The 23,119-nt window shown below is 70.2% G+C and carries 12 protein-coding genes; 10 read left to right on the top strand and 2 right to left on the bottom strand.

The features are described from left to right. Window positions 1-328 precede the first annotated feature (328 nt). The 6 genes from AB3X10_RS21165 (at window position 329) to AB3X10_RS21140 (ending at window position 6,221) form a co-directional block, all read left to right on the top strand. Complete coding sequence (locus tag AB3X10_RS21165) at window positions 329-1,243, top strand: biotin-independent malonate decarboxylase subunit beta (RefSeq protein WP_369977358.1); 915 nt, start codon at window positions 329-331, stop codon at window positions 1,241-1,243. Next, window positions 1,243-1,947, top strand: coding sequence for a biotin-independent malonate decarboxylase subunit gamma (gene mdcE / locus AB3X10_RS21160; RefSeq protein WP_369977357.1), 705 nt, complete (start codon window positions 1,243-1,245; stop codon window positions 1,945-1,947). Before AB3X10_RS21165 ends, mdcE begins: the two co-directional genes overlap by 1 nt. After that, window positions 1,940-2,593 (top strand): malonate decarboxylase holo-[acyl-carrier-protein] synthase, encoded by a 654-nt coding sequence (gene mdcG, locus AB3X10_RS21155; RefSeq protein WP_369977356.1) that lies wholly within the window; start codon window positions 1,940-1,942, stop codon window positions 2,591-2,593. The genes mdcE and mdcG overlap by 8 nt, the downstream gene beginning before the upstream one ends. Before the next feature lie 407 nt (window positions 2,594-3,000). Then, complete coding sequence (gene mdcB / locus AB3X10_RS21150) at window positions 3,001-3,813, top strand: triphosphoribosyl-dephospho-CoA synthase MdcB (RefSeq protein ID WP_369981925.1); 813 nt, start codon at window positions 3,001-3,003, stop codon at window positions 3,811-3,813. Continuing rightward, on the top strand, window positions 3,810-4,730 hold the full coding sequence (locus AB3X10_RS21145) for an acyltransferase domain-containing protein (RefSeq protein WP_369977355.1): 921 nt from the start codon (window positions 3,810-3,812) through the stop codon (window positions 4,728-4,730). Before mdcB ends, AB3X10_RS21145 begins: the two co-directional genes overlap by 4 nt. Before the next feature lie 135 nt (window positions 4,731-4,865). Then, window positions 4,866-6,221, top strand: coding sequence for an SLC13 family permease (locus AB3X10_RS21140; RefSeq protein WP_369977354.1), 1,356 nt, complete (start codon window positions 4,866-4,868; stop codon window positions 6,219-6,221). Between the two features lie 213 nt (window positions 6,222-6,434). Here the strand turns inward: AB3X10_RS21140 and AB3X10_RS21135 are convergent, their stop codons facing one another. Then, complete coding sequence (locus tag AB3X10_RS21135) at window positions 6,435-7,151, bottom strand: GntR family transcriptional regulator (RefSeq protein ID WP_369977353.1); 717 nt, start codon at window positions 7,149-7,151, stop codon at window positions 6,435-6,437. 92 nt (window positions 7,152-7,243) lie between these two features. Beyond that, entirely contained in the window at window positions 7,244-7,603 is a 360-nt protein-coding gene (locus tag AB3X10_RS21130; protein ID WP_369977352.1) for a helix-turn-helix domain-containing protein, read from the bottom strand. A 530-nt stretch (window positions 7,604-8,133) separates the two neighbouring features. On the opposite strand from AB3X10_RS21130, the gene AB3X10_RS21125 reads away from it, so the two are divergent. From AB3X10_RS21125 to AB3X10_RS21110, 4 genes are all read left to right on the top strand, one after another. Next, window positions 8,134-10,119: a hypothetical protein gene (locus AB3X10_RS21125; protein WP_369977351.1), complete on the top strand. Its 1,986-nt coding sequence runs from the start codon at window positions 8,134-8,136 to the stop codon at window positions 10,117-10,119. A 104-nt stretch (window positions 10,120-10,223) separates the two neighbouring features. Continuing rightward, entirely contained in the window at window positions 10,224-18,590 is an 8,367-nt protein-coding gene (locus AB3X10_RS21120; RefSeq protein WP_369977350.1) for an Ig-like domain-containing protein, read from the top strand. A gap of 89 nt (window positions 18,591-18,679) precedes the next feature. Continuing rightward, on the top strand, window positions 18,680-22,339 hold the full coding sequence (locus AB3X10_RS21115) for a hypothetical protein (protein WP_369977349.1): 3,660 nt from the start codon (window positions 18,680-18,682) through the stop codon (window positions 22,337-22,339). Between the two features lie 145 nt (window positions 22,340-22,484). Further along, the gene (locus AB3X10_RS21110) at window positions 22,485-23,087 is read left to right on the top strand and encodes a DUF4142 domain-containing protein (RefSeq protein ID WP_369977348.1); all 603 of its coding nucleotides are present in this window, start codon (window positions 22,485-22,487) and stop codon (window positions 23,085-23,087) included. Window positions 23,088-23,119 lie beyond the last annotated feature (32 nt).

The following is a 23,119-nucleotide window of genomic DNA, read 5'->3' as shown; positions in this document are numbered from 1 at the left end:
CAGCCGCGACGGTGTCCGGAGTCGGCGCTATTTCGGCTCCGTTCGTCGCGGCTGAAGCCGCTCCTACAGGGAGCGCTGCCCTTTCGATAGGTGCTTCGGTTCCGAGGGCATCCGCAGCGCTCGCTGTTCGGGCTTCGCTCGTCGCGACTGAAGTCGCTCCCACAAGGGATGTCGTGTCTGCGATGCACCTTGTGGGAGGGGCGTTAGCCCCGACGCGATCCTCCGGCAGTGCCTGGATGGCGCCGGCCGCGATCCGGACGCCTGCTGCAATGAACGCGCGTCCCGCACTACTTATTCGGCGAGTAAGCCACCCACACCGGAGCTGCGCATGAGCGCGATCCCCAACAACCGCCGCCCGCGCAGCTTCTACGAAGCCGATGCGCGCGAGCGCATCGCCGGCCTGCTCGATCCCGGCTCGTTCCGCGAGTTCGTCGGCCCACGCCAGCGCGCGATGAGTCCGCACCTGGCGCAGCTGGACCAGCCCGGCGCGTTCGACGACGGCATCGTGGTCGGCGAGGGCCGGCTCGACGGGCGCAGCGTGCTGATCGCCGCGCAGCAAGGCCAGTTCATGGGCGGCGCGGTCGGCGAGGTGCATGGCGCCAAGCTCACCGGGCTGCTGCAGCGGGCCGTGGCGACGAAACCTTCGGCGGTGCTGCTGCTGCCCGACACCGGCGGCGTGCGCCTGCACGAGGCCAACGCCGGCTTGATCGCGATCTCCGAGATCATGCGCGCCACGCTCGACGCGCGCGCCGCCGGCGTGCCGGTGCTGGCGCTGATCGGCAGCGGCAACGGCTGCTTCGGCGGCATGGGCATCGTCAGCCGCTGCTGCTTGCGCATCGTCATGTCCGAGGAAGGGCGGCTGGGCCTGTCGGGTCCGGAAGTGATCGAGACCGTGCGCGGCGTTGAGGAATTCGATTCGCGCGATCGCGCCCTGGTCTGGCGCGTGACCGGCGGCAAGCACCGCTATCTGCTCGGCGAGGCGCAAGCGCTGGTGGCCGACGCCATCGATGAGTTTCGCGCCGCGGCGATCGCGGCGCTGGCGGCGCCGGCGCCGGCCGCGGACGACGACGGCCTGGCGCGCATCGCCGCCGAACACGCCGCGTTGCGCCAGCGCCTGGACGCCTACGGCGATTGCCGAGACGGCACGGAGATCTGGCGCCGGCAAGGCATCGCCGATCCGGACGCGCTGCCGCTGCTGGACACCGCCGCCTTCCTTGCCGCCGTCGCCGACCGGAGCCCGTGATGGAACTGACCCCTCTGTTGCAGCAACTGTTTCCGCTCGGCCACCGGGTCGAGGTACGCGACGGCGTGATCGGCGGCAGCGCCAGCACCGCGCTGGGCGAGGTCACCGTGATCGGCAGTGCGGACAAGCTGGAAGTGGGCGTGGAGCACGCGCTGGCGCTGGCCGCCGCGGTGCTGGACAGCACCCGCGCGCATCCGCAGCGGCCGATCGTGATGCTGGTCGATACCGCCGGCCAGCGGCCGTCGCGCAAGGACGAACTGCTCGGCATCAACGGCTACTTCGGCCACCTGGCGCAGTGCCTGGACCTGGCGCGGCGGCGCGGCGCGCGCCTGCTCACGCTGGTCTACGGCGAATCGGTCAGCGGCGGTTTCCTGGCGTTCGGGCTGATGGCCGACGCGATCTACGCGCTGCCCGAGGCGCAGGTGCGGGTGATGGACCTGCGCGCGATGGCGCGGGTCACCAAGCAGCCGCTGGAGAAGCTGCAGGCCTTGAGCAAGAGCTCGCCGGTGTTCGCGCCGGGCGTGGAGAACTACGTGGCGATGGGGGCGGTGCAGGCGCTGTGGCAGGGCGATCTGGCGCAGGCGCTGGTCGCCGCGCTGCAGGCGCCGCTGCACGGCGACGAACGCGCGCAACGCGGCGCCGAGCGCAACGGCCGCCTGCTCGCCGCGCCGATCGCCGCGGAGGTCGCTGCCGGCCATGCATGAGCCGCTCGCCCGGCACGACCTGGTCTGGCTCGCGGCCGATGCGCCGTGGCAGGCACGCACGCCGGGTGCGCAGGCGCGCCTGCGCGACTGGTTCGCCGCCGGCCATCCGGCGATCGTCGCGCGCGGCGATCGCGGCGACGACGCGCAGCTGCTGCGCCTGGGCGTGCCGTTGCCGCCGGCCGAGGGCAAGCAGCGGCTGTCGCTGTCGGTGCAGCGCGATGCGGTGCTGCGACAGCGCGCACCGCTGACGCTGGACGAGGTCTGCGCGCAGGTGCAGGCCGTGCCCGACTGGCAGGCACCGCTGCACGAATTGCAGGCGCTGGCCGCCGCGCATGTGCTGACCCCGCGCGTGTTCGGCGCCTTCGCCTGGCAGGCGCTGACCGGCTTGCCCTATGTGCGGGCCGGCTCGGACATCGACCTGCTGTGGCAGCTGCCGTCGCCGGCGCAGGCGACGGCGTTGCTCGCCGAGCTGGCGCGCTGGGAGCAGCGCCATGGGCAGCGCGCCGACGGCGAAGTGCTGCTGCCCGACGGCAGCGCGGTGAGCTGGCGCGAGCTGGCCGGCGACAGCGCGCAACTGCTGGTCAAGGCGCTGCGCGACTGCCGCCTGCAGCCGCGTGCGGAACTGCTGCAGGCATGGAGCGCGTGATGGACCTGCAGGCGAAGCGCAGCATGGAAGGCGACGACTTCGCGGCGCTGGCGTCCGCCGCCGTGGACATGCCGGCGCCACAAGCGGTCGGGGCTGAAGCCCCTCCTGCAGTGGAGCCAGCCGATCATTCGCCGCCCCCTGTAGGAGCGGCTTCAGTCGCGACGAACACAGCGTCGACTCTTCCGGCTTCGGAAGCCGTCGGGACTGAAGTCCCTCCCACAGTGCAGGCAGCCAGCCATCCGCGCGTCGCTGTGGGAGCGACTTCAGTCGCGACGAACGAAGTGGTGATCTCTAGAGCGTCAGAGGCGGTCGGAGCCAAAGCCCCTCCTGCAATGCACTTCGCTGACTATCAGCGAGTAATTGCAGCCGCGACGAAGACCACAACGCATTTCCGCAACGCCGCGGCCATGCCTCATCGCCTCGGCCGCCTCGCCGTCGCCAGCCTGCATGCCGAACTGGCCTGCGCGCCGAAGCCCGGCCTGGTCACGCCGTTCGATCAAGGCAGCCACGACGACATGGATGCGGCCACCTTCCTGCGCAGCCTGTTCGCATTGCGCGGCTACTTCGTCGCGATCGCCGCCGCCGGCGCGGCGGGCGCGACGTTCCCCGCACTGCGCGACCTCGGCATCGCCGCCGAACGTTCCATGCTGCGCGCCACCGGCGGCATCAACACCCATCGCGGTGCGATCTTCAGCCTGGGCCTGCTGGTCGCCGCGGCGGCGCGGCTGCGCCCCCGGCATCCCGCGGCGCCGGATGGCATCGCGGTGTGCAACGCGGTCGGCCTGTGGCGCGATGCGCTGCTGGACGCACCATTGGACGCGCACAGCCACGGCCAGCGCATGCGCCGCCTGCACGGCGTGACTGGCGTGCGCGAACAGGCTGCCGCAGGCTTCCCGCTGCTGCGCGAGGTGGCGCTGCCGACGCTGCGCAGCGCGCTGTGCGCCGGCCTCGCGCACGATGCCGCCATGGCGCAAACCCTGCTGCAGCTGATCGCGCACACCGACGACCTGAACCTGCTGCACCGCGGCGGCCGCGACGGCCTGCGCTTCGCGCAGCGCAGCGCGCAGGCGTTCCTCGCTGCCGGCGGTGCGGCGCAGCCGCAGTGGCGCCAGCAGCTGGCGCGCATCGGCGACGCCTTCGTCGCGCGCCGGCTGAGCCCGGGCGGCAGCGCCGACCTGCTTGCCTGCGCCTGCTTCCTGCAGCGCCAGGAGACCGCATGAGCCTGGCGCTGCTATGCCCGGGGCAGGGCGCGCAACATCCGGCGATGTTCGACTACAGCGCCGGCGCGCCTGCGGCCGAGGCGGTGCTGGCCGCGGCCGCGCAGGTGCTCGGCGCCGATCCGCGCGCGCTGGCCGGCGGCGATGCGCGCTACGACAACGCGGTCGCGCAGCCGCTGGTCTGTGCCGCGGCCCTGGCCAACGCCGCGGCGCTGCTGCCGCAGTTGCCGCCGCCGGCGCTGCTGCTCGGCTACAGCATCGGCGAGCTAGCCGCGCACGCGCTGGGCGGCGGCATGGACGCGTCGACCTGCCTGGCGCTGGCGGTGCGGCGCGCGCAGCGCATGGATGCGGCCAGCCGCAACGGCGACGGCCTGATCGCCGTGCAGGGCCTGCTGCGCGACGCCGCCGAGGCGCTGTGCGCGCAGACCGGCCTGCACATCGCCATCGTCAACGGCGACGACCATCTGATTCTCGGCGGTCACGCCGATGCGCTGGCGCAGGGCGAACGGCAGGCGCGCGCCCTGCGCGCGCGGGTCACGCGGCTGCCGGTGGCGGTGGCCGCGCATACGCCGCTGCTGGCGAGCGCGGCGCAGGCCTTCGCCGCCGACCTGCGCGACGCCGCGCTGGCCGCGCCGCGCGCCACGCTGCTGGCGGGCATCGACGGGCACCGCATCGGCGACCGCGACGACGCCATCGGCGCGCTGTCGGCGCAGCTGGCGACGACGCTGGATTGGGCGGGCACGCTGCGCCAGGCCGCCGAGCGCGGCGCGCGCGTGTTCCTGGAACTTGGACCGGGCGGTGCGCTGGCGCGCATCGCGCGCGAGCTGTTGCCGGACTGCCAGGCACGCTCGGTGGAGGAGTTCGGCAGCCTGGCCGCGGCGGCGGCCTGGGCGCGGCAGGTGGAGCAACGCATGCAGTGAGGCGGCCGTGGCGGCGATGGGGGGCGGCGATGGGAGCCGTCGCGCCGCAACGGCGGTTGGCAGTGGGCGATCGACCCAGGGTGGCGGGTGGCCATTCGCGGCAGTGGTACGGATCCAGCAAGCTCGGGAGGGCGCATGAGTCCACAAATCGCGACGATCATCGGCTTGATCGTCATGTTCATCGTGGCCACGGCGTTGCCGGTCAACATGGGCGCCGTCGCGTTCGCGTTGGCCTTCATCATCGGTGGCGTCTGGGTAGGCATGGACGGGAAGGAGGTCTTGGCCGGATTCCCCGGCGACCTGTTCCTGACCCTGGTCGGCATCACCTATCTGTTCGCGATCGCGCGCAACAACGGCACCATCGATCTGCTGGTGCATTGGGCGGTGCGCGCGGTCCGCGGCAAGATCGTGGCGATCCCGTGGGTGATGTTCGTGGTCACCGCGGTGCTGACCGCGTTCGGCGCGCTCGGCCCGGCGGCGGTGGCGATCATCGGCCCGGTCGCGCTGCGCTTCGCCAAGCAGTACAGGATCAATCCGTTGATGATGGGCCTGCTGGTGATCCACGGCGCGCAGGCCGGCGGCTTCTCGCCGATCAGCGTGTACGGCGGCATCACCAACAAGGTGGTGGAGAAGGCCGGGCTGGACGTGACCGAGATGGCGGTGTTCCTGACCAGCCTCGGCTTCAACTTCCTGATGGCGCTGATCTGCTTCTTCGCCTTCGGCGGCCTGGCGCTGCTGCGGCGCGAGCAGGCGCCGTCGCTGGCCAACGCCGAGTACGTGCCGGTGGGCGACCAGTCCTCGCACCGCCAGTTCGCGATCGAAGGCCATGGCGCGTTGCTGTCGGCCGGCGGCGGCACCTTGTCGACCGACCCGGTGGCGCTGGAGGCGATGAGCCTGAACCGCGATCGCGTGCTGACCCTGTTCGGCCTGCTCGGCCTGGGCATCGCCTCGCTGATCTACAACCTCAACGTCGGCCTGGTGTCGATGACCGTGGCGGTGGTGCTGGCGCTGCTGTCGCCGAAGGCGCAGAAGGGCGCGGTGGACGGCATCAGCTGGTCCACGGTGCTGCTGATCAGCGGCGTGGTCACCTACGTGGCGGTGCTGCAGGAGAGCGGGGCGGTGGACTACATCGGCAACGGCGTGTCCGACATCGGCATCCCGCTGCTCGGCGCCTTGCTGGTGTGCTACGTCGGCGGCATCGTGTCCGCGTTCGCCTCCTCGGCGGCGGTGCTGGGCGCGACCATCCCGCTGGCGGTGCCGTTCCTGCTGCAGGGCCATCTCGGCGCGGCCGGGGTGATCTGCGCGCTGGCGATTTCGTCGACGGTGGTGGACGTGAGCCCGTTCTCGACCAACGGCGCGCTGGTGGTGGCCTCGGCCGCGCCGGACGAACGCGAGTCGCTGTACAAGCGCTTCCTGATCTACAGCGGCCTGGTGGTCGCCTTCGGCCCGCTGCTGGCCTGGCTGCTGCTGGTGGTGCCGGGGTGGCTTTGAGGCCGGGATTGGGGATTCGGCATTGGGGATTCGTTAAAGCAGATCGCGGTTGCTGATCCAACGTGAGTTGGACAAAAAAGCGCCGGCCCTTGGGTCGGCGCTTTCTTGTGCATGGTTTCAACAGTGCATGGGCTCATCGGCGCGGCAGACGCTGCCGTTACGAATCTCCAATCCCGAATCCCGGCCGTCCAACGAATCCCCAATCCCCAATCCCTAATCCCGGCCCCTAGGCAACGGCGCCGGCACATTGAGCTTGCCGCCGGCGGCCACGTACATCGCCAGGGCGTTGCCCTGGCTTTGCAGGTGCCGGTTCATGGTGCGCTCGGCGCCTTCGGCGTCGCCGCGGCGGAAGCAGTCCATCAGTTCGCGGTGCTCGGACAGCGATTGCTGCATGCGTCCGGGCGCCAGCAGCTGGCGCCCGCGGTGCATCTTGAGGATGCGGTGCAGGTCGTGGGTGACGCGGATCAGCCATGGGTTGCCGGCGAATTCCTGCACCGATTCGTGGATCAGGTAGTTCTGCCGGTAGTACTCGGCCAGGTCGCCTTCGTCGGCGGCCTGCTCCATGCGCGCGTGCAGCGTTTCCAGCCGCGCCAGGCCGGCGGCATCGACCTTGCGCACCGCCTCGTAGGCGCAGCGGCCCTCCAGCAGCGCCATCACCGGGAACAGCTCGTTGAGGTCCTCCAGGTTCAGCCGGGTCACGCGCGCACCGCGGCCGGGCTCGATCTGCACCAGGCCTTCGGCGGCGAGCAGCTTCAGGCTCTCGCGCAGCGGGGTGCGGCTGATGCCCAGTTCGGCGACCAGCGCCGGCTCGTCGATCCACTCGCCCGGCGGCAACACGTAGTCGTAGATCTTCTGCCGCAGCCGCTCGGCCACGTCTTCGTACAGCGCCACACGCTTGCGCGGCGTACGGATGTCGGGCGCGAGGGTCATCGGCGGGTCGGCGAGGCTCTTGGTTGGTCTGGACGGCCAGAGGCGTCATTCTACCGTCATGCGCGCCGGCCTGCGCCGCCCCACGCCCAGGCTCACAGGCACAGCGCTTCGAGAATGGCGCAGACGGCATGGCGCTTCTTGGGCGACAGCCGCCGCAACAGTTCCAATGCCCGGCTTTCATCCTCGTTCTGGGCGAAGTCGGACAATGTCGCGACGGTGTCGAATTCATGCGGCTGCGCCTGCGGCGAGCCGCGCCCGGTCGCCAGCCACTCGAACTTCACGTCGGCAATGACCGCGATCTTCACCAGGTTCTTGACGCTGGGAAACGTTCCGGGATCGCGTTCCCATTGCGCTACCGCACTGCGTTTTACCCCGACCTGTTCGGCCAGTTGCGACTGCGAAAGATTGGCCATGCTGCGTACGCGGCGAATACGACTGCCGATGGAGAACATCCAATTTCCTTTTGCGATGGAGACGAATGAATCCGACTCCGTTGGCTCGTTTTGTTAGTGAAAATGTCAGGGCAGTGAAAGTGTCTGAAAGTTGTCATGATTTGCTAACGGCCCATTGCAGTGCATGGAGCAACGGGTTGGAAATGGATTGCTGCTAAGCATTTCTGTGCCTGATTCCTGCGGTTTTTGGCTTGACGGAATGTCGTTTGCTGGAGATGTTCTGTCTCGCCGCGTGCCATCAACGTATCAGCAACGACAAATTAAGTCATACGGAAATATTTCCACGACTTAATCGGCGGGACAAGACAGGACATTTCAGGGAATCGATGGGATAACCATCACAGAGCTACTTCAGCAGGGGGAGAAAGATGGACAGGAATCCGTCGATGGGCGATTGCGCCCGCGCCAAATTCGGGCGCGTCTTTGTTGCGGCATGTCTGGCGCTTGCGCTGTGTCTGGGGCTGGCGAGCAATGCACGGGCACAAGCGGGTTGCACCGCCGGCGCCTGCGTTTCGGCCGGTCCGCGGCTGGTGCAGGTGGACAGCAGCCAGGGACCGTTGCTCAACCTCCTGTTCGCGACCCTGCTGCCCGGCAGCAACGTCAACGTCAGCGTGCTCGACTGGAACGCGCTGGCCCAGTCCGACGTCAATCTCAACGCGCTCATCACCCAGCTCGGCCTCAATCTCGGCCTGAGCGATACCACCCAGATCCTCAATAGCAACATCACCCTGGCGCAGTTGCAGCTGGCACTGGTGCAGGTGGCCCAGGCCGATGGCAACACCGCGGCGGTGAACGCGTTGACGGCGTTGCCGCTGGGCATCGGCGCGCTCAGCGGCAACCTGCGCTTGGCCGACCTGTTGCGGATCTCGCTGCCGAAGGGATCGCTGGCCGATGTCGAACTGGATCTGCTCGACCTGGTGACCGGCGCGGCGCAGTTGTACAACTACCGCAACGTGCTGACCACGCCGCAGCCGGTGAGCGTCAACACTGCGGCGCTGGGACTTGCCGGGGTGGCCAATGTGCAGCTCTGGCTGCAGGTGGTGGAGCCGCCGGTGTATGCCTGCGGCACGCAAGGCGTGTCGTTCCATACCGGCGCCATCCGCACCAAGCTCAACCTGGACGTGGTGCAGGGTTTCAACCTGCAAGCGGTGATCAGCGCGATCAACGCGCTGGGCCTGGGGCTGACCAACGTCAGCCTCAGCGCCGATGTGCTGAAACTGCAGCTGTATGCCGACATCGCCCGCGCCGAGGGCACGCTGACCGCGGTGGATGCGTTGAACGGCGTGGTGAGTTTCAATGCCCGCCCCGGCCTGGCGAACCTGTATCTGGGCACGGTCGCCGACAACGTGTTCTTCAACCGCAGCACCGTGCTCACCAATGCGCTGGTCACGCCGGTCACGCTGAACAATCTGGACCTGCGGTTCAATGTCAATCTGGCCGGCATCGGCCTGGTGGCGGTGCGGGTGCCGCTGAAGGTCACCGCGCGCGCCGCCGCGACCGGCTCGCCGTCGCTGCAGAGCTTCGCCGTCAACGCGCCGTTTCCGCAGACGCGCACGGCGAGCGCCGGCACGGTCAGTGCCGGCACGCTGATCGTCGATCTGCTCAACAACCTGGATCTGGAGGTGACCAGTGGGACGCCGGTGGTGACCCTGCTGGGTTTGCCGATCGCCTTGCCGGCGGCGCTGGTGCCGATCGTCAATTCGCTGGTCAATGTGGTCGAAACCACCCTGGCGGCCACTGCCAGCACGGTCCTGCAGCCGGTGTTGCAGAGCCTGCTGGGCGGGCTGCTGGACAACCTGTTGGGCTTGCTGGGCACCCGCATCGGCAATGCGGTGTTCACCGTGGAAAGCGCGAACCGCGCCTGCGCCGCGCTGCTGTCGCTGGCCAAGGCCTTGCAGCCCGCCAACGATGCCGGGCGCTTCGACCTGAGCATCAGCCAGGGCGGCGCGGTGCGTGCCGCGGTGTCCGGCGTGGGCGATGGCGGCGCCACCGCGCCGATCGTCACCGAGCCGGGCGCGGTCTATCAACTGGCCGAAACCGCCGCCAGCGGCACGCTGCTCAACCGCTATGTCAGCAGCTGGGCATGCACCGACCAGGATGGCAATGCGTTCAGTTCCGGCACCGGGACCGGATTCGCGCTGACCGCGCCGGCGCAGACGGCTGCGCCGGTCACGCTCACCTGCCGCCTCAGCAACCGCGCCCGGCAGGCCGACCTGTCGATCAGCAAATCCGACGGCGCATCCGGCTACCTGCCTGGCGGTAGCGCGACCTACGTGATCACGGTCGCCAACGCCGGGCCGGACGCGGTGACCGGCGCGGTGGTCAACGACGTGCTGCCGGGCGGGGTGGAGCTGTCGGCGGCCTGGACCTGCACGGCCAACGTGGGCAGCTGCGGCGCCGCCAGCGGCGGTGCGGCCGGCGGCAACAGCGTCAATCTCACCGTGGATCTGCCCAGCGGAGGGCAGGCCACGATCAGCGTTCCGGTCAACTACCGAATAGATCCCGGCACGTACTGATCGCCCGCGGCGCGCACGCGCCGGACGGGCTTCCCCATTCCCCGAAAAAGTAGGCCGCCCCGCAGCGGACGGCCGCTCGCACCCCGAATTCGCGAGGACTTCGCATGGACACCAGCGCCAGCCACCCGCTTTGCGGACATTCCGTGCCCGACCATGCCTGTCCCGCACCGGCGCGTGCGCCGCGGCTGTCGTGGTGGTGGCTGGCGCTGTTGCTAGCGGGCAGCGGCAGCGCCGCGGCGCAGTCGTATCCCGGCACGCTGTCCAATACCGTCACCGTCACCCTGCCGGGCGATACCGCCGATCCCGACGGCGGCAACAACGCCGCCGTCGACAGCAACGCCTTGGCGGCGCAGGCCGACCTGGCGGTGAGCAAGACTCTGTTGACCGCCAGCCCGGTCGCGGCAGGCGGCGCGGTGCGCTATCGCATCGTGGTCGCCAACAGCGGCGTCTCGCAGGCCGGCGGCGTGGTCGTGCGCGACGTGGTGCCGCCGCAACTCGACGCGGTCACCTGGACCTGCGCAGCGGCGTCGCCGGCATCCAGCTGCGCGCTCGCCGGCGGCAGCGGCAATGTCGCGGTCACCGTAAACGTGGCGGTGGGCGACAGCGTGACGATCGACATCGCCGGCACCGCGCCCACGCTCACGCCGGCCACCATCGCCGCGAACACCGCCACCTTCACGCTGCCGCCGGGACTCGGCGATCCCAATCCCGGCAACGACAGCGGCACGGTGCCGGCGATCCCGGTGCAGGCCCATGCCATCGTCGCCAACGACGATACCGGCGCCACCGCCATCGTCGGCGCCAGCGGCGGCGTGGCGGTGGGCAACGTGCTGGGCAACGACAGCCTGGCCGGTGCGGTCGCGACCGTCGCGGACGTGCTGCTGAGCCTCGTCACCCCGGCGTCCAACCCGGGCGTGACGCTGGATACCGGCACCGGCCAGGTCGCCGTGGCGCCGGGCACGCCGGCCGGCAACTACACGCTGGGCTACCAGATCTGCGAAACCGCCAACCCCGGCAACTGCGACAGCGCGCTGGTCGCGGTGGCGGTGGCGGCCGCCAGCGTGGATGCGGTGGACGACAGCGCCGGTCCGGTCAACGGCCGTACCGGCGCCAGCGCGCTGATCAATGTGCTGGGCAACGACAGCTTCAACGGCGCGCCGGCCTCGCTGTCCACACTCACGCTGACCCCGAGCAACAGCGGTCCGCTGACCATCAACCCCGATGGCAGCGTCGATGTCGCCGCCAACACGCCCGCCGGCAGCTACAGCGCCAGCTACCAGATCTGCGAGACCCTCAATCCGAGCAGTTGCGACAGCGCCACGCTGACCGTCGCGGTGGTGGCCGGCAGCCTGGATGCGGTGGACGACAGCGCCGGCCCGGTCAGCGGCCGCACCGGCGCCAGCGCGGTGCTCAACGTGCTCGACAACGACCGCCTCAATGGCGCTGCGGTGCTGGCCGCCGATGTGCTGCTGACACCGAGCAACAGCGGCCCGCTGACGATCAACGCGGACGGCAGCGTGGACGTCGCCGCCAACACGCCCGCCGGCAGCTACGGCGCCAGCTACCAGATCTGCGAAACCCTCAACCCCGCCAACTGCGACAGCGCCACGGTCAACGTCAGCGTGGTGCAGGGCGTGCTCAACGCCGCCGACGACACCGCCGGCCCGGTCGACGGCACCGCGGGCGCCACCGCGGTGACCAACGTGCTCGGCAACGACACGCTCGATGGCGTGGCGGTGACGCCGGCGCAGGTGACGCTGGCCCCGGCCAGCAACGGACCGCTGACCATCCACCCCGACGGCACGGTGGACGTCGCCGCCAACACGCCCGCCGGCAACTACAGCGCCAGCTACCAGATCTGCGAAACGCTCAACCCCGCCAACTGCGACAGCGCCACGGTCATCGTCAACGTCGGTGCGGCCACCATCGACGCGGTGGACGATGTCGCCGGCCCGGTCGCCGGCGGCAACGGCGCCACCGCGGTCGTCAACGTGCTCGGCAACGACACCCTCAATGGCGTCGCGATCGTGCCCGCGGACATCGTGCTGACGCCGAGCAACAGCGGCCCGCTGACCATCAATCCCGATGGCACGGTGGACGTGGCGGCGAACACCCCGGTCGGCAGCTACAGCGCCGGCTACCGGATCTGCGAGGCGCTCAATCCAGCCAACTGCGACAACGCCAGCGTCACCGTCAACGTCGCTGCGGCGACGATCGTTGCGAGCAACGACAGCGCCGGCCCGGTCAACGGCCGCAGCGGCGCCAGTGCGGTGGTCAACGTGCTCGGCAACGATACCTTCAACGGCGCGGCGGCGAGCCTGGCGCAGGTGACGCTCGCCGCGGTCGGCAACGGTCCGCTGACCATCAATGCCGACGGCAGCGTGGACGTGGCGGCCAATACGCCGGCCGGTAGCTACAGCGCCGGTTACCGGATCTGCGAAACCCTCAACCCGGCCAATTGCGACAACGCCACGGTGACGGTGGCGGTGGCCAGCGCGGTACTGCTGGCCAACGACGACAGCGCTGGCCCGGTCACCGGCGGCACCGGCAGCAGCGGCGCGGTCGGGTTGATCAACGTGCTGGCCAACGACACCCTCGACGGCGCTGCGCTCGCGCTCGCGCAGGCGACGCTGGTCCCGGTCAGCGGCGGCCCGTTGACGATCAATGCCGACGGCACCCTGGACGTGGCCGCCAACGCCGCCGCCGGCAGCTACAGCCTGACCTATCGCGTGTGCGAAGCCCTCAATCCGCTCAATTGCGACAGTGCCACCGCCACCGTGGTGGTGGCGGCGGCGCAGATCCAGGCCAACGACGATGCCGGACCGCCGGTGTCCGGCGTCCACGGCGGCGTGGCCGTGGCCAGCGTGCTGGACAACGACGTGTTGAACGGCGCCGTGCCCAGTACCGCCAGCGTGCTGCTGAGCGTGACCGTGCCGGCCGCCCATCCCGGCATCACCCTGGCCACCAGCAACGGCCGCGTCAGCGTCGCTGCGGGCACTCCGGCCGGCAGCTACAGCCTCGGCTACCAGCTGTGCGAACGCAGCAATCCCAGCAACTGCGACAGCGCCCAGGTGAGCGTCACGGTGGCCGCTGGCGCGCTGCAAGCCGCCGACGACAGCGCCGGACCGATCAACGGCGCCAATGGCGCCACCGCGCTCGTCAACGTGCTCGGCAACGACACCCTCGATGGCATGGCGGTCGGCAAGGCGCAGGTGACGTTGACGCCCAGCAACAGCGGCCCGCTGACGATCAATCCCGACGGCACCGTGGATGTGGCGGCCGGCACCCCGGCCGGCAGCTACAGCGCCGGCTACCAGCTGTGCGAGGTGCTCAACCCCGGCAACTGCGACAGCGCGACCGTCACCGTGCTGGTGGGCGCGGCCAGCTTGCGCGCCAACGACGACAGCGCCGGCCCGGTGAACGGTCTTTCCGGCGCCACCGCGGTCACCCAGGTGCTGCGCAACGACACCCTCAACGGGGTGGTGGTCAGCGCCGCGCAGGTGACGCTGACCCCAAGCAGCAACGGTCCGTTGACGATCAATGCCAATGGCACGGTGGACGTGGCGGCCAATACCGCGGCCGGCAGCTACAGCGCCAGCTATCAGGTATGCGAAGCGCTCAACCCGGGCAATTGCGACAGCGCCACGGTCACCGTGACCGTGGGCAGCGGCAGCCTGGACGCGGTGGACGACATCGCCGGCCCGGTGAGCGGCACCGGCGCCCTCGCGGTCATCAACGTGCTGAGCAACGACACCCTGGGCGCCGCCGCCGTGTCGCCGGCGCAGGTGACGCTGACCCCGAGCAGCAACGGCCCGCTGACGATCAATGCCAACGGCACGGTGGACGTGGCGGCCAATACGCCGGCCGGCAGCTACAGCGCCAGTTACCAGTTGTGCGAAGTGCTCAACCCGGGCAACTGCGACAGCGCGACCGTCACCATCACGGTCGCGACCGCCGCGATGCAGGCGCTGGACGACAGCGCCGGTCCGGTCAACGGCAGCAGCGGCGGCACCGCGGTCGCCAACGTGCTGGCCAACGACACCCTCGACGGCGTGCCGGTGACGCCTGCGCAGGTGACGCTGACCCCAAGCAACAGCGGCCCGTTGACGATCAATCCCGACGGCAGCGTGGACGTGGCGGCGAACACCGCGGCCGGCAGCTACAGCGCCAGCTACCAGTTGTGCGAAGTGCTCAACCCGAGCAATTGCGACAGCGCCACGGTCACGGTGACCGTCGGCAACGGCACCCTGCTGGCCAACGACGACAGCGCCGGTCCGGTCAACGGCAGCAGCGGCGGCACCGCGGTCGCCAACGTGCTGGCCAACGACACCCTCGACGGCGTGCCGGTGACGCCTGCGCAGGTGACGCTGACCCCGAGCAACAGCGGCCCGCTGACCATCAATCCGGATGGCAGCGTGGACGTCGCCGCCAACACCGCGGCCGGCAGCTACAGCGCCAGTTACCAGCTGTGCGAGGTGCTCAACCCGGGCAACTGCGACAGCGCCACGGTGACCGTGACCGTCGGCACCGGCACCCTGCTGGCCAACGACGACAGTGCCGGCCCAGTCGACGGCGCCAGCGGCGGCACCGCGGTCACCAACGTGCTGGCCAACGACACGCTCAACGGCGTATCGGTGACGCCGTCGCAGGTCACGCTGGTCCCGAACAACAGCGGCCCGCTCACGATCAACCCCGACGGCAGCGTGGACGTGGCGGCGAACACCGCGCCCGGCAGCTATACCGCCAGCTACCAGCTGTGCGAAGTCGCCAATCCCAGCAACTGCGACGGCGCCACGGTCACCATCACCGTCGGCATCGGTGGCCTGCAGGCCAACGACGACAGCGCCGGTCCGGTCGACGGCGTTGCCGGTGGCACCGCGGTCACCAATGTGCTGACCAACGACACGCTCAACGGCACGCCGGTGACGCCATCGCAGGTGACGCTGACCCCGAACAACAGCGGCCCGCTGACGATCAACCCCGACGGCAGCGTGGACGTGGCGGCGAACACCGCGCCCGGCAGCTACACCGCCAGCTACCAGCTGTGCGAAGTCGCCAATCCGGGCAACTGCGACAGCGCCACGGTCACCATCACCGTCGGCACCGGTGGCCTGCAGGCCAACGACGACAGCGCCGGTCCGGTCGACGGCGTTGCCGGTGGCACCGCGGTCACCAATGTGCTGACCAACGACACGCTCAACGGCACGCCGGTGACGCCATCGCAGGTGACGCTGACCCCGAACAACAACGGCCCGCTGACGATCAACCCCGACGGCAGCGTGGACGTGGCGGCAAACACCGCGCCCGGCAGCTATACCGCCAGCTACCAGCTGTGCGAAGTCGCCAATCCCAGCAACTGCGACGGCGCCACGGTCACCATCACGGTGGGCAGCGGCGGCCTGCAGGCCAACGACGACAGCGCCGGTCCGGTCGACGGCACTGCCGGCGGCATCGCGGTCATCAACGTGCTGGCCAACGACACGCTCAACGGCGTGGCGGTGAACCCTGCGCAGGTGACGCTGACGCCGAGCAACAACGGCCCATTGACGATCAATCCTGACGGCAGCGTGGACGTGGCGGCCAATACCGCGGCCGGCAGCTACAGCGCCAGCTACCAGCTGTGCGAAGTCACCAATCCGGGCAACTGCGATAGCGCGACAGTCACCATCACCATCACCGTGGGCAATGGCAGCCTGCAGGCCAACGACGACAGCGCCGGTCCGGTCGACGGCACTGCCGGTGGCACCGCGGTCACAAATGTGCTGACCAACGACACGCTCAACGGCACGCCGGTGACGCCATCGCAGGTGACGCTGATCCCGAACAACAACGGTCCGCTGACGATCAACCCCGACGGCACGGTGGACGTGGCGGCCAATACCGCACCCGGCAGCTACACCGTCAGCTACCAGCTGTGCGAAATCGCCAATCCCAGCAACTGCGACGGCGCTACGGTCACCATCACCGTCGGCACCGGTGGCCCGCTGGATGCGGTGGACGACAGCGCCGGCCCGGTCGACGGCGCCAGCGGCGGCACCGCGGTGATGAACGTGCTGGCCAACGACACGCTCAACGGCGTACCGGTGACGCCGTCGCAGGTCACGCTGATCCCGAACAACAACGGCCCGCTGACGATCAACCCCGACGGCACGGTGGACGTGGCGGCCAATACCGCACCAGGCAGCTACACCGCCAGTTACCAGCTGTGCGAAATCGCCAACCCGGGCAACTGCGACGGTGCCACGGTCACCATCACCGTGGGCAGCGGCGCCGTGCTGGATGCGGTGGACGACAGCGCCGGTCCGGTGAACGGCACCGCCGGCGCCACCGCGGTGATCAACGTGCTGGCCAACGACACCTTCAACGGCGCGCCGGTGGCGGCAGCCGACATCGTGCTGGCACCGGTCGCCGCCGGCCCGCTGACGATCAACGCCGACGGCAGCCTGGACGTGGCCGCCAATACCGCGGCCGGCAGCTACACGCTGGCCTATCGGATCTGCGCTGCGAGCAATCCGGCCCGCTGCGACAACGCCACGGCCACGGTCGCGGTGGTGTCGGGCATCGTGCAGGCGCAGGAAGACACGGCCTGGGCCGCGCAGAACACCACGGTGCTGGTGTGGGTGCTGACCAACGATTCCCACGAAGGCGTCCCTGCCGATACCACGATGGTATCGCTGAGCAGCGTCACCACGCCGCAGGCCGGCACCGTACAGATGCAGGGCGATGGCAGCCTGGCCTATACCCCGGCGCTGCACTTCAGCGGCGTGGATACCTTCAGCTACACCGTCTGCTCGTCGAGCAGGCCGCTCGACTGCGCCACCGCGGCGGTGGTGGTGACGGTGGCCGCAAACGACATCGCGGTGGTGGACGACCGCGCCAGCACGGTGCATCCGCAACCGGTGAGCATCGCCGTGCTGGCCAACGACAGCACCACTGGCGCGCCGATCGACCCGGCATCGCTGAGCGTGGCGGTCGCACCGGGCAATGGCGAGGCCCGCTGCGCGCAGGCGGCATGCGTCTACACGCCGGTGGCCGACTTCGTCGGCGAGGACCGCTTCAGCTACCGGGTCTGCGATATGTCCATCCCCGAGCGGATGTGCGCGGTGGCGCAGGTGACGGTCGCCGTGGCCGCCGACCCGGTGGTGTTGCGGGTGAGCAAGCAGGCCGCGCAGCGCAGCGTGCGCATCGGCGACCTGGTGCGCTACACGCTGACCGTGGAGAACGTGGGCGCGGTGGATGCGGTGGGCGTCGCCCTGCTGGATACGCCGCCGCCCGGCTTCAGTTACGTGCATGGCCAGTTGCAGGTCGGCGATGCGGACGGCGCCGGTGCGTTGACCGGCACCTCGCCGCTGCGCGTGGCGGCGGTGGATATCGCCAGCGGCCAGCGCGCGACTTTCGCCTATGTGATGCGCGTGGGCGCCGGCGTCGGCCCCGGCATCCACACCAATCGCGCGCTGATGCAGAGTGCCGACGGCAGCCAGATCAGCAATCTGGCCAGCGCCGATGTGGAGGTGGTGGGCGACCCGATGCTGGACGAGAGCCTGATCGTCGGCAGCGTCTTCGACGACCGCAACGGCAACGGGGTGCAGGATGCCGGCGAACTCGGCGTGCCCGGCGTGCGCATCGGCTCGGCCGAAGGCTTGCTGATGGAGACCGATGCCTACGGCCGCTTCCACCTGGTCGGCATCGCGCCGGCGGCGGGGCGCGGCAGCAACTTCATCCTCAAGGTGGACGCGGCCACGCTGCCGCCAGGCACCGTCTTCACCAGCGAGAATCCGCGCGTGCGGCGCATCACGCCAGGCTTGCCGGTGCGCTTCGACTTCGGCGTGCGCCTGCCGGACGCAGGCCCGCCGGGCGCAAGCCTGGATCGCGGCGGCGAGCGCGGCCAGCGCCAACCCAATGCGGCGTATCCCGAGGTGGAACTGGGCCAGGCGCTGTTCGAACCGGGCAATGCGCAGCTGCGGCAGGGCTACGCCGGCACGCTCGAACGCATCGCGCAGCTGCTGCGCGAGGCCGGTGGCGGCCATCTGCAGCTGCCCTTGCATGGCACTGGCGAAGCGCTCGGGTTGCAGCGTGCGCAAACCGTGCATGCCGCGCTGGCGGCGCAGCTGCCGGCGGACGTGGCGGCACAGACCCGGGTGGAACTGCGCGATGCCGGCAGCGCGCCGCCGCTGCTGACGGTGAGCGATGCGATCGGGCTGGGCGAGGCGTTGTTCGAACCGGGCGGCACATCGTTGCGGCCGCAGTACCGGCCGCTGCTGGAGCCGATCGCGCAGGCGATCAACCGGCGCGGCGGTGGCGTGGTGGAGATCGCCACCGGCCGCGGCGCGCAGGACGCCGCATTGGGCCGCCGCCGCGCGCAGGCGCTGGACGCCGCGCTCGCGCAATGGCTGCAGGCGCAGGTCCGACCCCGATTGCGGGTACAGGCAGCGCCGCCTTCCGACGCCCCGGCCGATGCCGGCCGCCCCTGAGGAGAACAGCGATGGACATGGTCAAGACAGGGGTTTGCACGCGTCTTCTCGGGGCGTGGATGGCGGCGGCGCTGGGCGCGATGCCGGCCATGGCGGCGGAAACGGCCGAACTGCGCAGCGCCGAGGAACGCAGCGGCGAGGAGCGCGAAGGCGAGGCGTCGGTCGAATGCGACATCGATGGTTGCCGTGCCGGCGACGCGCTGTTGTTCCGCGTGCGCGAGCCCGGCAGCGCACGCGCGCCGCTGCGCACCGATACGGTGGCGCCGTCGGCACCGGCGGCGATGCCGGCGCCGGCGAGCACGCCGCGCCCCGTGGCCGCTTCCGCTCCCGCCAGCGATCGCGCGCTCGCGCCCGGCCAGTTGGCCATCGACCTGCCCGGCGGCGGCATGATCTGGGCCACCGAAGACCCGGCGATGACCGAGCCGGTGTTGAACGTGCAGGCCAGCAGCATGGTGCCGTTCGAGAACGGCCGCATCGCGCGCCCGGTGCGTTTCCATAGCTACAGCAACTACGCCTCGTTCATCGAGCGGGTGCAGGTGAGCCTGTACCGCGGCAGCGATACCGATCTGGTCACGCCATTGGCGACGCTGGCGCTGCCGGCGGCCAGCGTCGGCGAGGCGCAATGGGACGGCGCGTTGCCGGCGTCGCTGCACCTGCGCGAAGGCGACGAACTGCTGTACGTGGCGCGCGCCTACGGCCACGACGGCAGTTTCGACGAGACCGTGATCCAGCGCATGCAACTGGTGTCGCAAGCCGATTTCGAACGCGGCGCGCAGCAGCTGCGCACCCAGGTGCAACGCACGCTCGGCCAGGCGCTGGATGCCGAGTCCGCGCAGTCGCTGGAGATCAGCAACGCCATCTACGGCCAGAACGCGCTGCGCCTGCAGAACATCCCGCTGTACGGCTCGCGCGTGCGCGTGCACGGCCGCGACATCGCCGCCGGCACGCGCCTGACCATCAACGGGCAGATATTCCCGGTGGACCAGGAGGGCAAGTTCGTCGCCGAATTCCTCGAGCCGGTGGGCAGCCATCAGTACCGCATCGAGGCCGCGCGCCAGGACGCGCCGCCGCTGCGCAGCAGCATCGACGTCAACGTGACCGGCCGCTATGCCTATCTGGTCGCGCTGGCCGACCTGACCCTGTCGCAGAACCGCAGCAGCGGCAATACCCAGCCGCTGCTCGACGCCACGCGCGACCAGCACGACTTCCTCAGCGAGGGCCGGCTGGCGTTCTACCTGAAAGGCAAGCTGCGCGGCAAATACCTGCTCACCGCGCATGCCGATACCCGCGAGAACCAGATCGGGCACCTGTTCGACGGCTTCACCGATGCCGATCCGCAGGACGTGTTCCGGCGCCTGGATCCGGACCTGTACTACCCGGTGTACGGCGACGACTCCACCACCTACCGCGACGTCGATACCCAGGGCAAGCTGTACCTGCGCGTGGACTGGGACCAGAGCCAGGCGCTGTGGGGCAATTTCGCCACCGGCATCACCGGCACCGAGTACGCCCAGTACAACCGTTCGCTGTACGGCGCCGCGCTGGACTGGCGCGCGCGCAACGCGACCGCGCTGGGCGAACCGCGCACGCGGCTGAAGGTGTTCGCCTCGCAGGCGCAGAGCGCGCCGGGACACAGCGAATTCCTCGGTACCGGCGGCAGCCTGTACTACCTGCGCCATACCGACGTGCTGCCCGGTTCCGAGCAGGTGGTGCTGGAAGTGCGCGACCGCAGCAGCGGCCGCGCCGAGGCGCGCGTGACCCTGCAGCGCGGCGTGGACTACGAGATCGACGAGATGCAGGGCCGGCTGCTGCTGACCCGGCCGCTGGCGCAGGTGACCCGCGAGAACGTGCGCACGCTGACCCGCGATACCCCGCTGGACGGCTACGAACAGCGGCTGCTCGCCGATTACGAGTACGTTCCCACCGGCTTCGACGCCGACGACACCAGCGGTGGCGTGCGCGGCCGGCACTGGCTGAGCGAGCACCTCGCCGTCGGCGCCACCTACATCCAGGAGAACCGCAGCGGCGAGGACTACACGCTCAAGGGCGCCGACCTGACCCTGCAGGCCGGGCGCGGCACCTACCTGAAACTGGAAACCAGCCGCAGCGCAGCCACGGTGGCGCCGATCTTCTATTCGGACAACGGCGGCTTGAGCTTCGTCCAGCGCAATCCGCTGGGGCAGGCGCGCGCGGGCCGCGCGCATGCGCTGGAGGCGCGCGCCAACCTGAAGGAACTGGGCTGGACCGAACAGGAATGGACGCTGGGTGCCTGGCACCGCCGGGTCGATGCCGGCTTCTCGGTGTCGCGCTTCGATACCGGGGCGGAGGTGGAGGAATACGGCGGCGAATTCCTCGGCTATTTCAGCGACGCCTTCAGCCTGTACGGCCGCTACAGCCGCGTGCAGCGCGATGCGCAATCGCTGCAGCAGGCCCAGCTCACCGGCGACTGGCGGCTGGGCCAGGATGCGCAGCTGGGCGCGGAACTGCGCAGCGTGCAGGAGCGCCTGCAAAGTGGCGATGCCGACGCGCTGCTGGCGGCGCTGAGCTACCGCCAGCGCGTGAACGACACGCTGGAGCTGTACGCCACCGGCCAGTACACGGTGGACGACGACAGCGGCCGCTACGATCGCAACAACCTGCTCACCTTGGGCGCGCGCTATCTGTTCGGCGACCGTTCCAGCGTCGGCGCCGAGGCCAGCAGCGGCAGCCGCGGCCAGGGCGGAAAGCTCGACGCCGAATACCGGCTGAGCCCGGACCACACCGTGTACGGCGCCTACAGCTACAGCACCGACAGCACCGAACGCGACCCGCTGCTGGACAGCAGCCTGCAAAGCGGCTGGACCCTGGGCCAGCGCTGGCGCGTGAGCAACCAGGTCAACGTCTACAACGAAAGCCAATACCTCAAGGACCGCAGCAGCGAGAGCGCCGGCCTGGCGCATACCTTCGGCCTGGACTTCACCCCGGCACCGGGCTGGAACCTGGGCTTCACGGTGATGGACGGCGCACTGGACGCCGCCAGCGGCCGCGTGGACCGCCAGGCCTACAGCGTCAACGGCGGCCGCACCGATCCGCGCATGCAGTGGGCCAGCAAGCTGGAGTACCGCCGCGACCGCGGCGCCGAACAGCGCGAACAATGGGTCACCACGCACCGTCTGCTGTTCAAGCTCAACGAGGACTGGCGCATCGCCGCGCGCGCCAACTACGCCGACACCCGCGACGACCTCAACCCGCTGGCCGGCGCCAAGCTGGCCGAGGCCAACCTGGGCTTCGCCTGGCGCCCGCACGACACCTCCCGTTGGGCCGCGTTCGGCAAGTACACCTACCTCTACGACGTCGCCTCGCTGGGCCAAGACGGCGGCAACCGCTACGACCAGCGCTCGCAGGTGCTGTCCTTCGAGGGCATCGTGCAGTTGAACGACCGCTGGGAACTGGGCGGCAAGCTGGCCGGGCGCTGGGGCGAGTACCGCGCCGGCCGCGGCAGCGGCAGCTGGCTCGACAGCCGGGTCGACTTCGCTGCGGTGCAGCTGCGCTACCGGCTGATCGCGCAGTGGGACGGGCTGGCCGAATACCGCTGGCTCGGCGTGCAGGACGGCGGCGATCGGCGCGGCTGGCTGGTCGGGCTGGATCGGCAGGTGTCGGACAACTTCCGGGTCGGCGTGGGCTACAACTTCACCACCTTCAGCGACGACCTGACCGCGCTGGAGTACGACCAGCGCGGCTGGTTCCTGAACCTTTCCGGTTTCTATTGACGGTGCCGGCGCGGCAGGCCTGGCGTGCGCGCCGGCCGCCGCTGCGCCGGGGCGGCGGCGCGCCAAGGAGGCGGAAGCGTGGTCGATTCACGCGGGTTTGCACGCGGCCTGGGCAAGGTGGCGGCTGACCAACCAGGAGCACCCCATGACCCCGAGGCTCACCACGACCCGGCTTTCGATCCTCGCGGCGCTGGCCGCCGTAGCGCTGAGCGGCTGCGGCAAGCCGGGCGACCAGACCTCGCGCACCGCGCCGGCGACCTCGCCCGCGCCGACCGCGGCCCCGGTCGGCGGCGAAAGCGGCCGCGCCCCGATCGCTGGCGACGCCTCGGCCAAGGCGATGCTGCAGGTGCTGGAAGGCAATGCGGTGGCGCTGTCGCAGCAGGCGCTGTCGCGCAATGTCAGCGGCAGCGTCGCCGACTTCGCCCGCGAAGTGGTCGCCGCGCACCAGGGCGCCGCGGCCGCGGACGCCGGCAAGGGCGGTCCCGGCGATGCGGAGAAGATCGCCGCGCAGGCGGCCAAGGGCAAGGCGCAGCTGCAGGCGCTGGACCAGGAGAAGGACGATTCGGCGTACATGAACGCCTACATGGCGACGATGGTGCGCAGCTATTCCGATGCGCTGGCGGTGATCGACGCCGAGCTGGTGCCGGCCGCGCAGCAGGACGCGACCAAGCAGGAATTGCAGCAGGCGCGCAGCCGCATCGCCGAGCAACTGGAGCGCGCGCAGGCGCTGGCGTCGGCACGCTACTGAGTGGATCTTGTCCCGTAGCCCCTCTCCCCCCC

The organism is Xanthomonas sp. DAR 80977 (assembly GCF_041240605.1).
Taxonomy (GTDB): domain Bacteria; phylum Pseudomonadota; class Gammaproteobacteria; order Xanthomonadales; family Xanthomonadaceae; genus Xanthomonas_A; species Xanthomonas_A bundabergensis.
The sequence above is the reverse complement of the archived record's forward strand: the minus strand, read 5'-3'. Positions and strand labels throughout refer to the sequence as shown.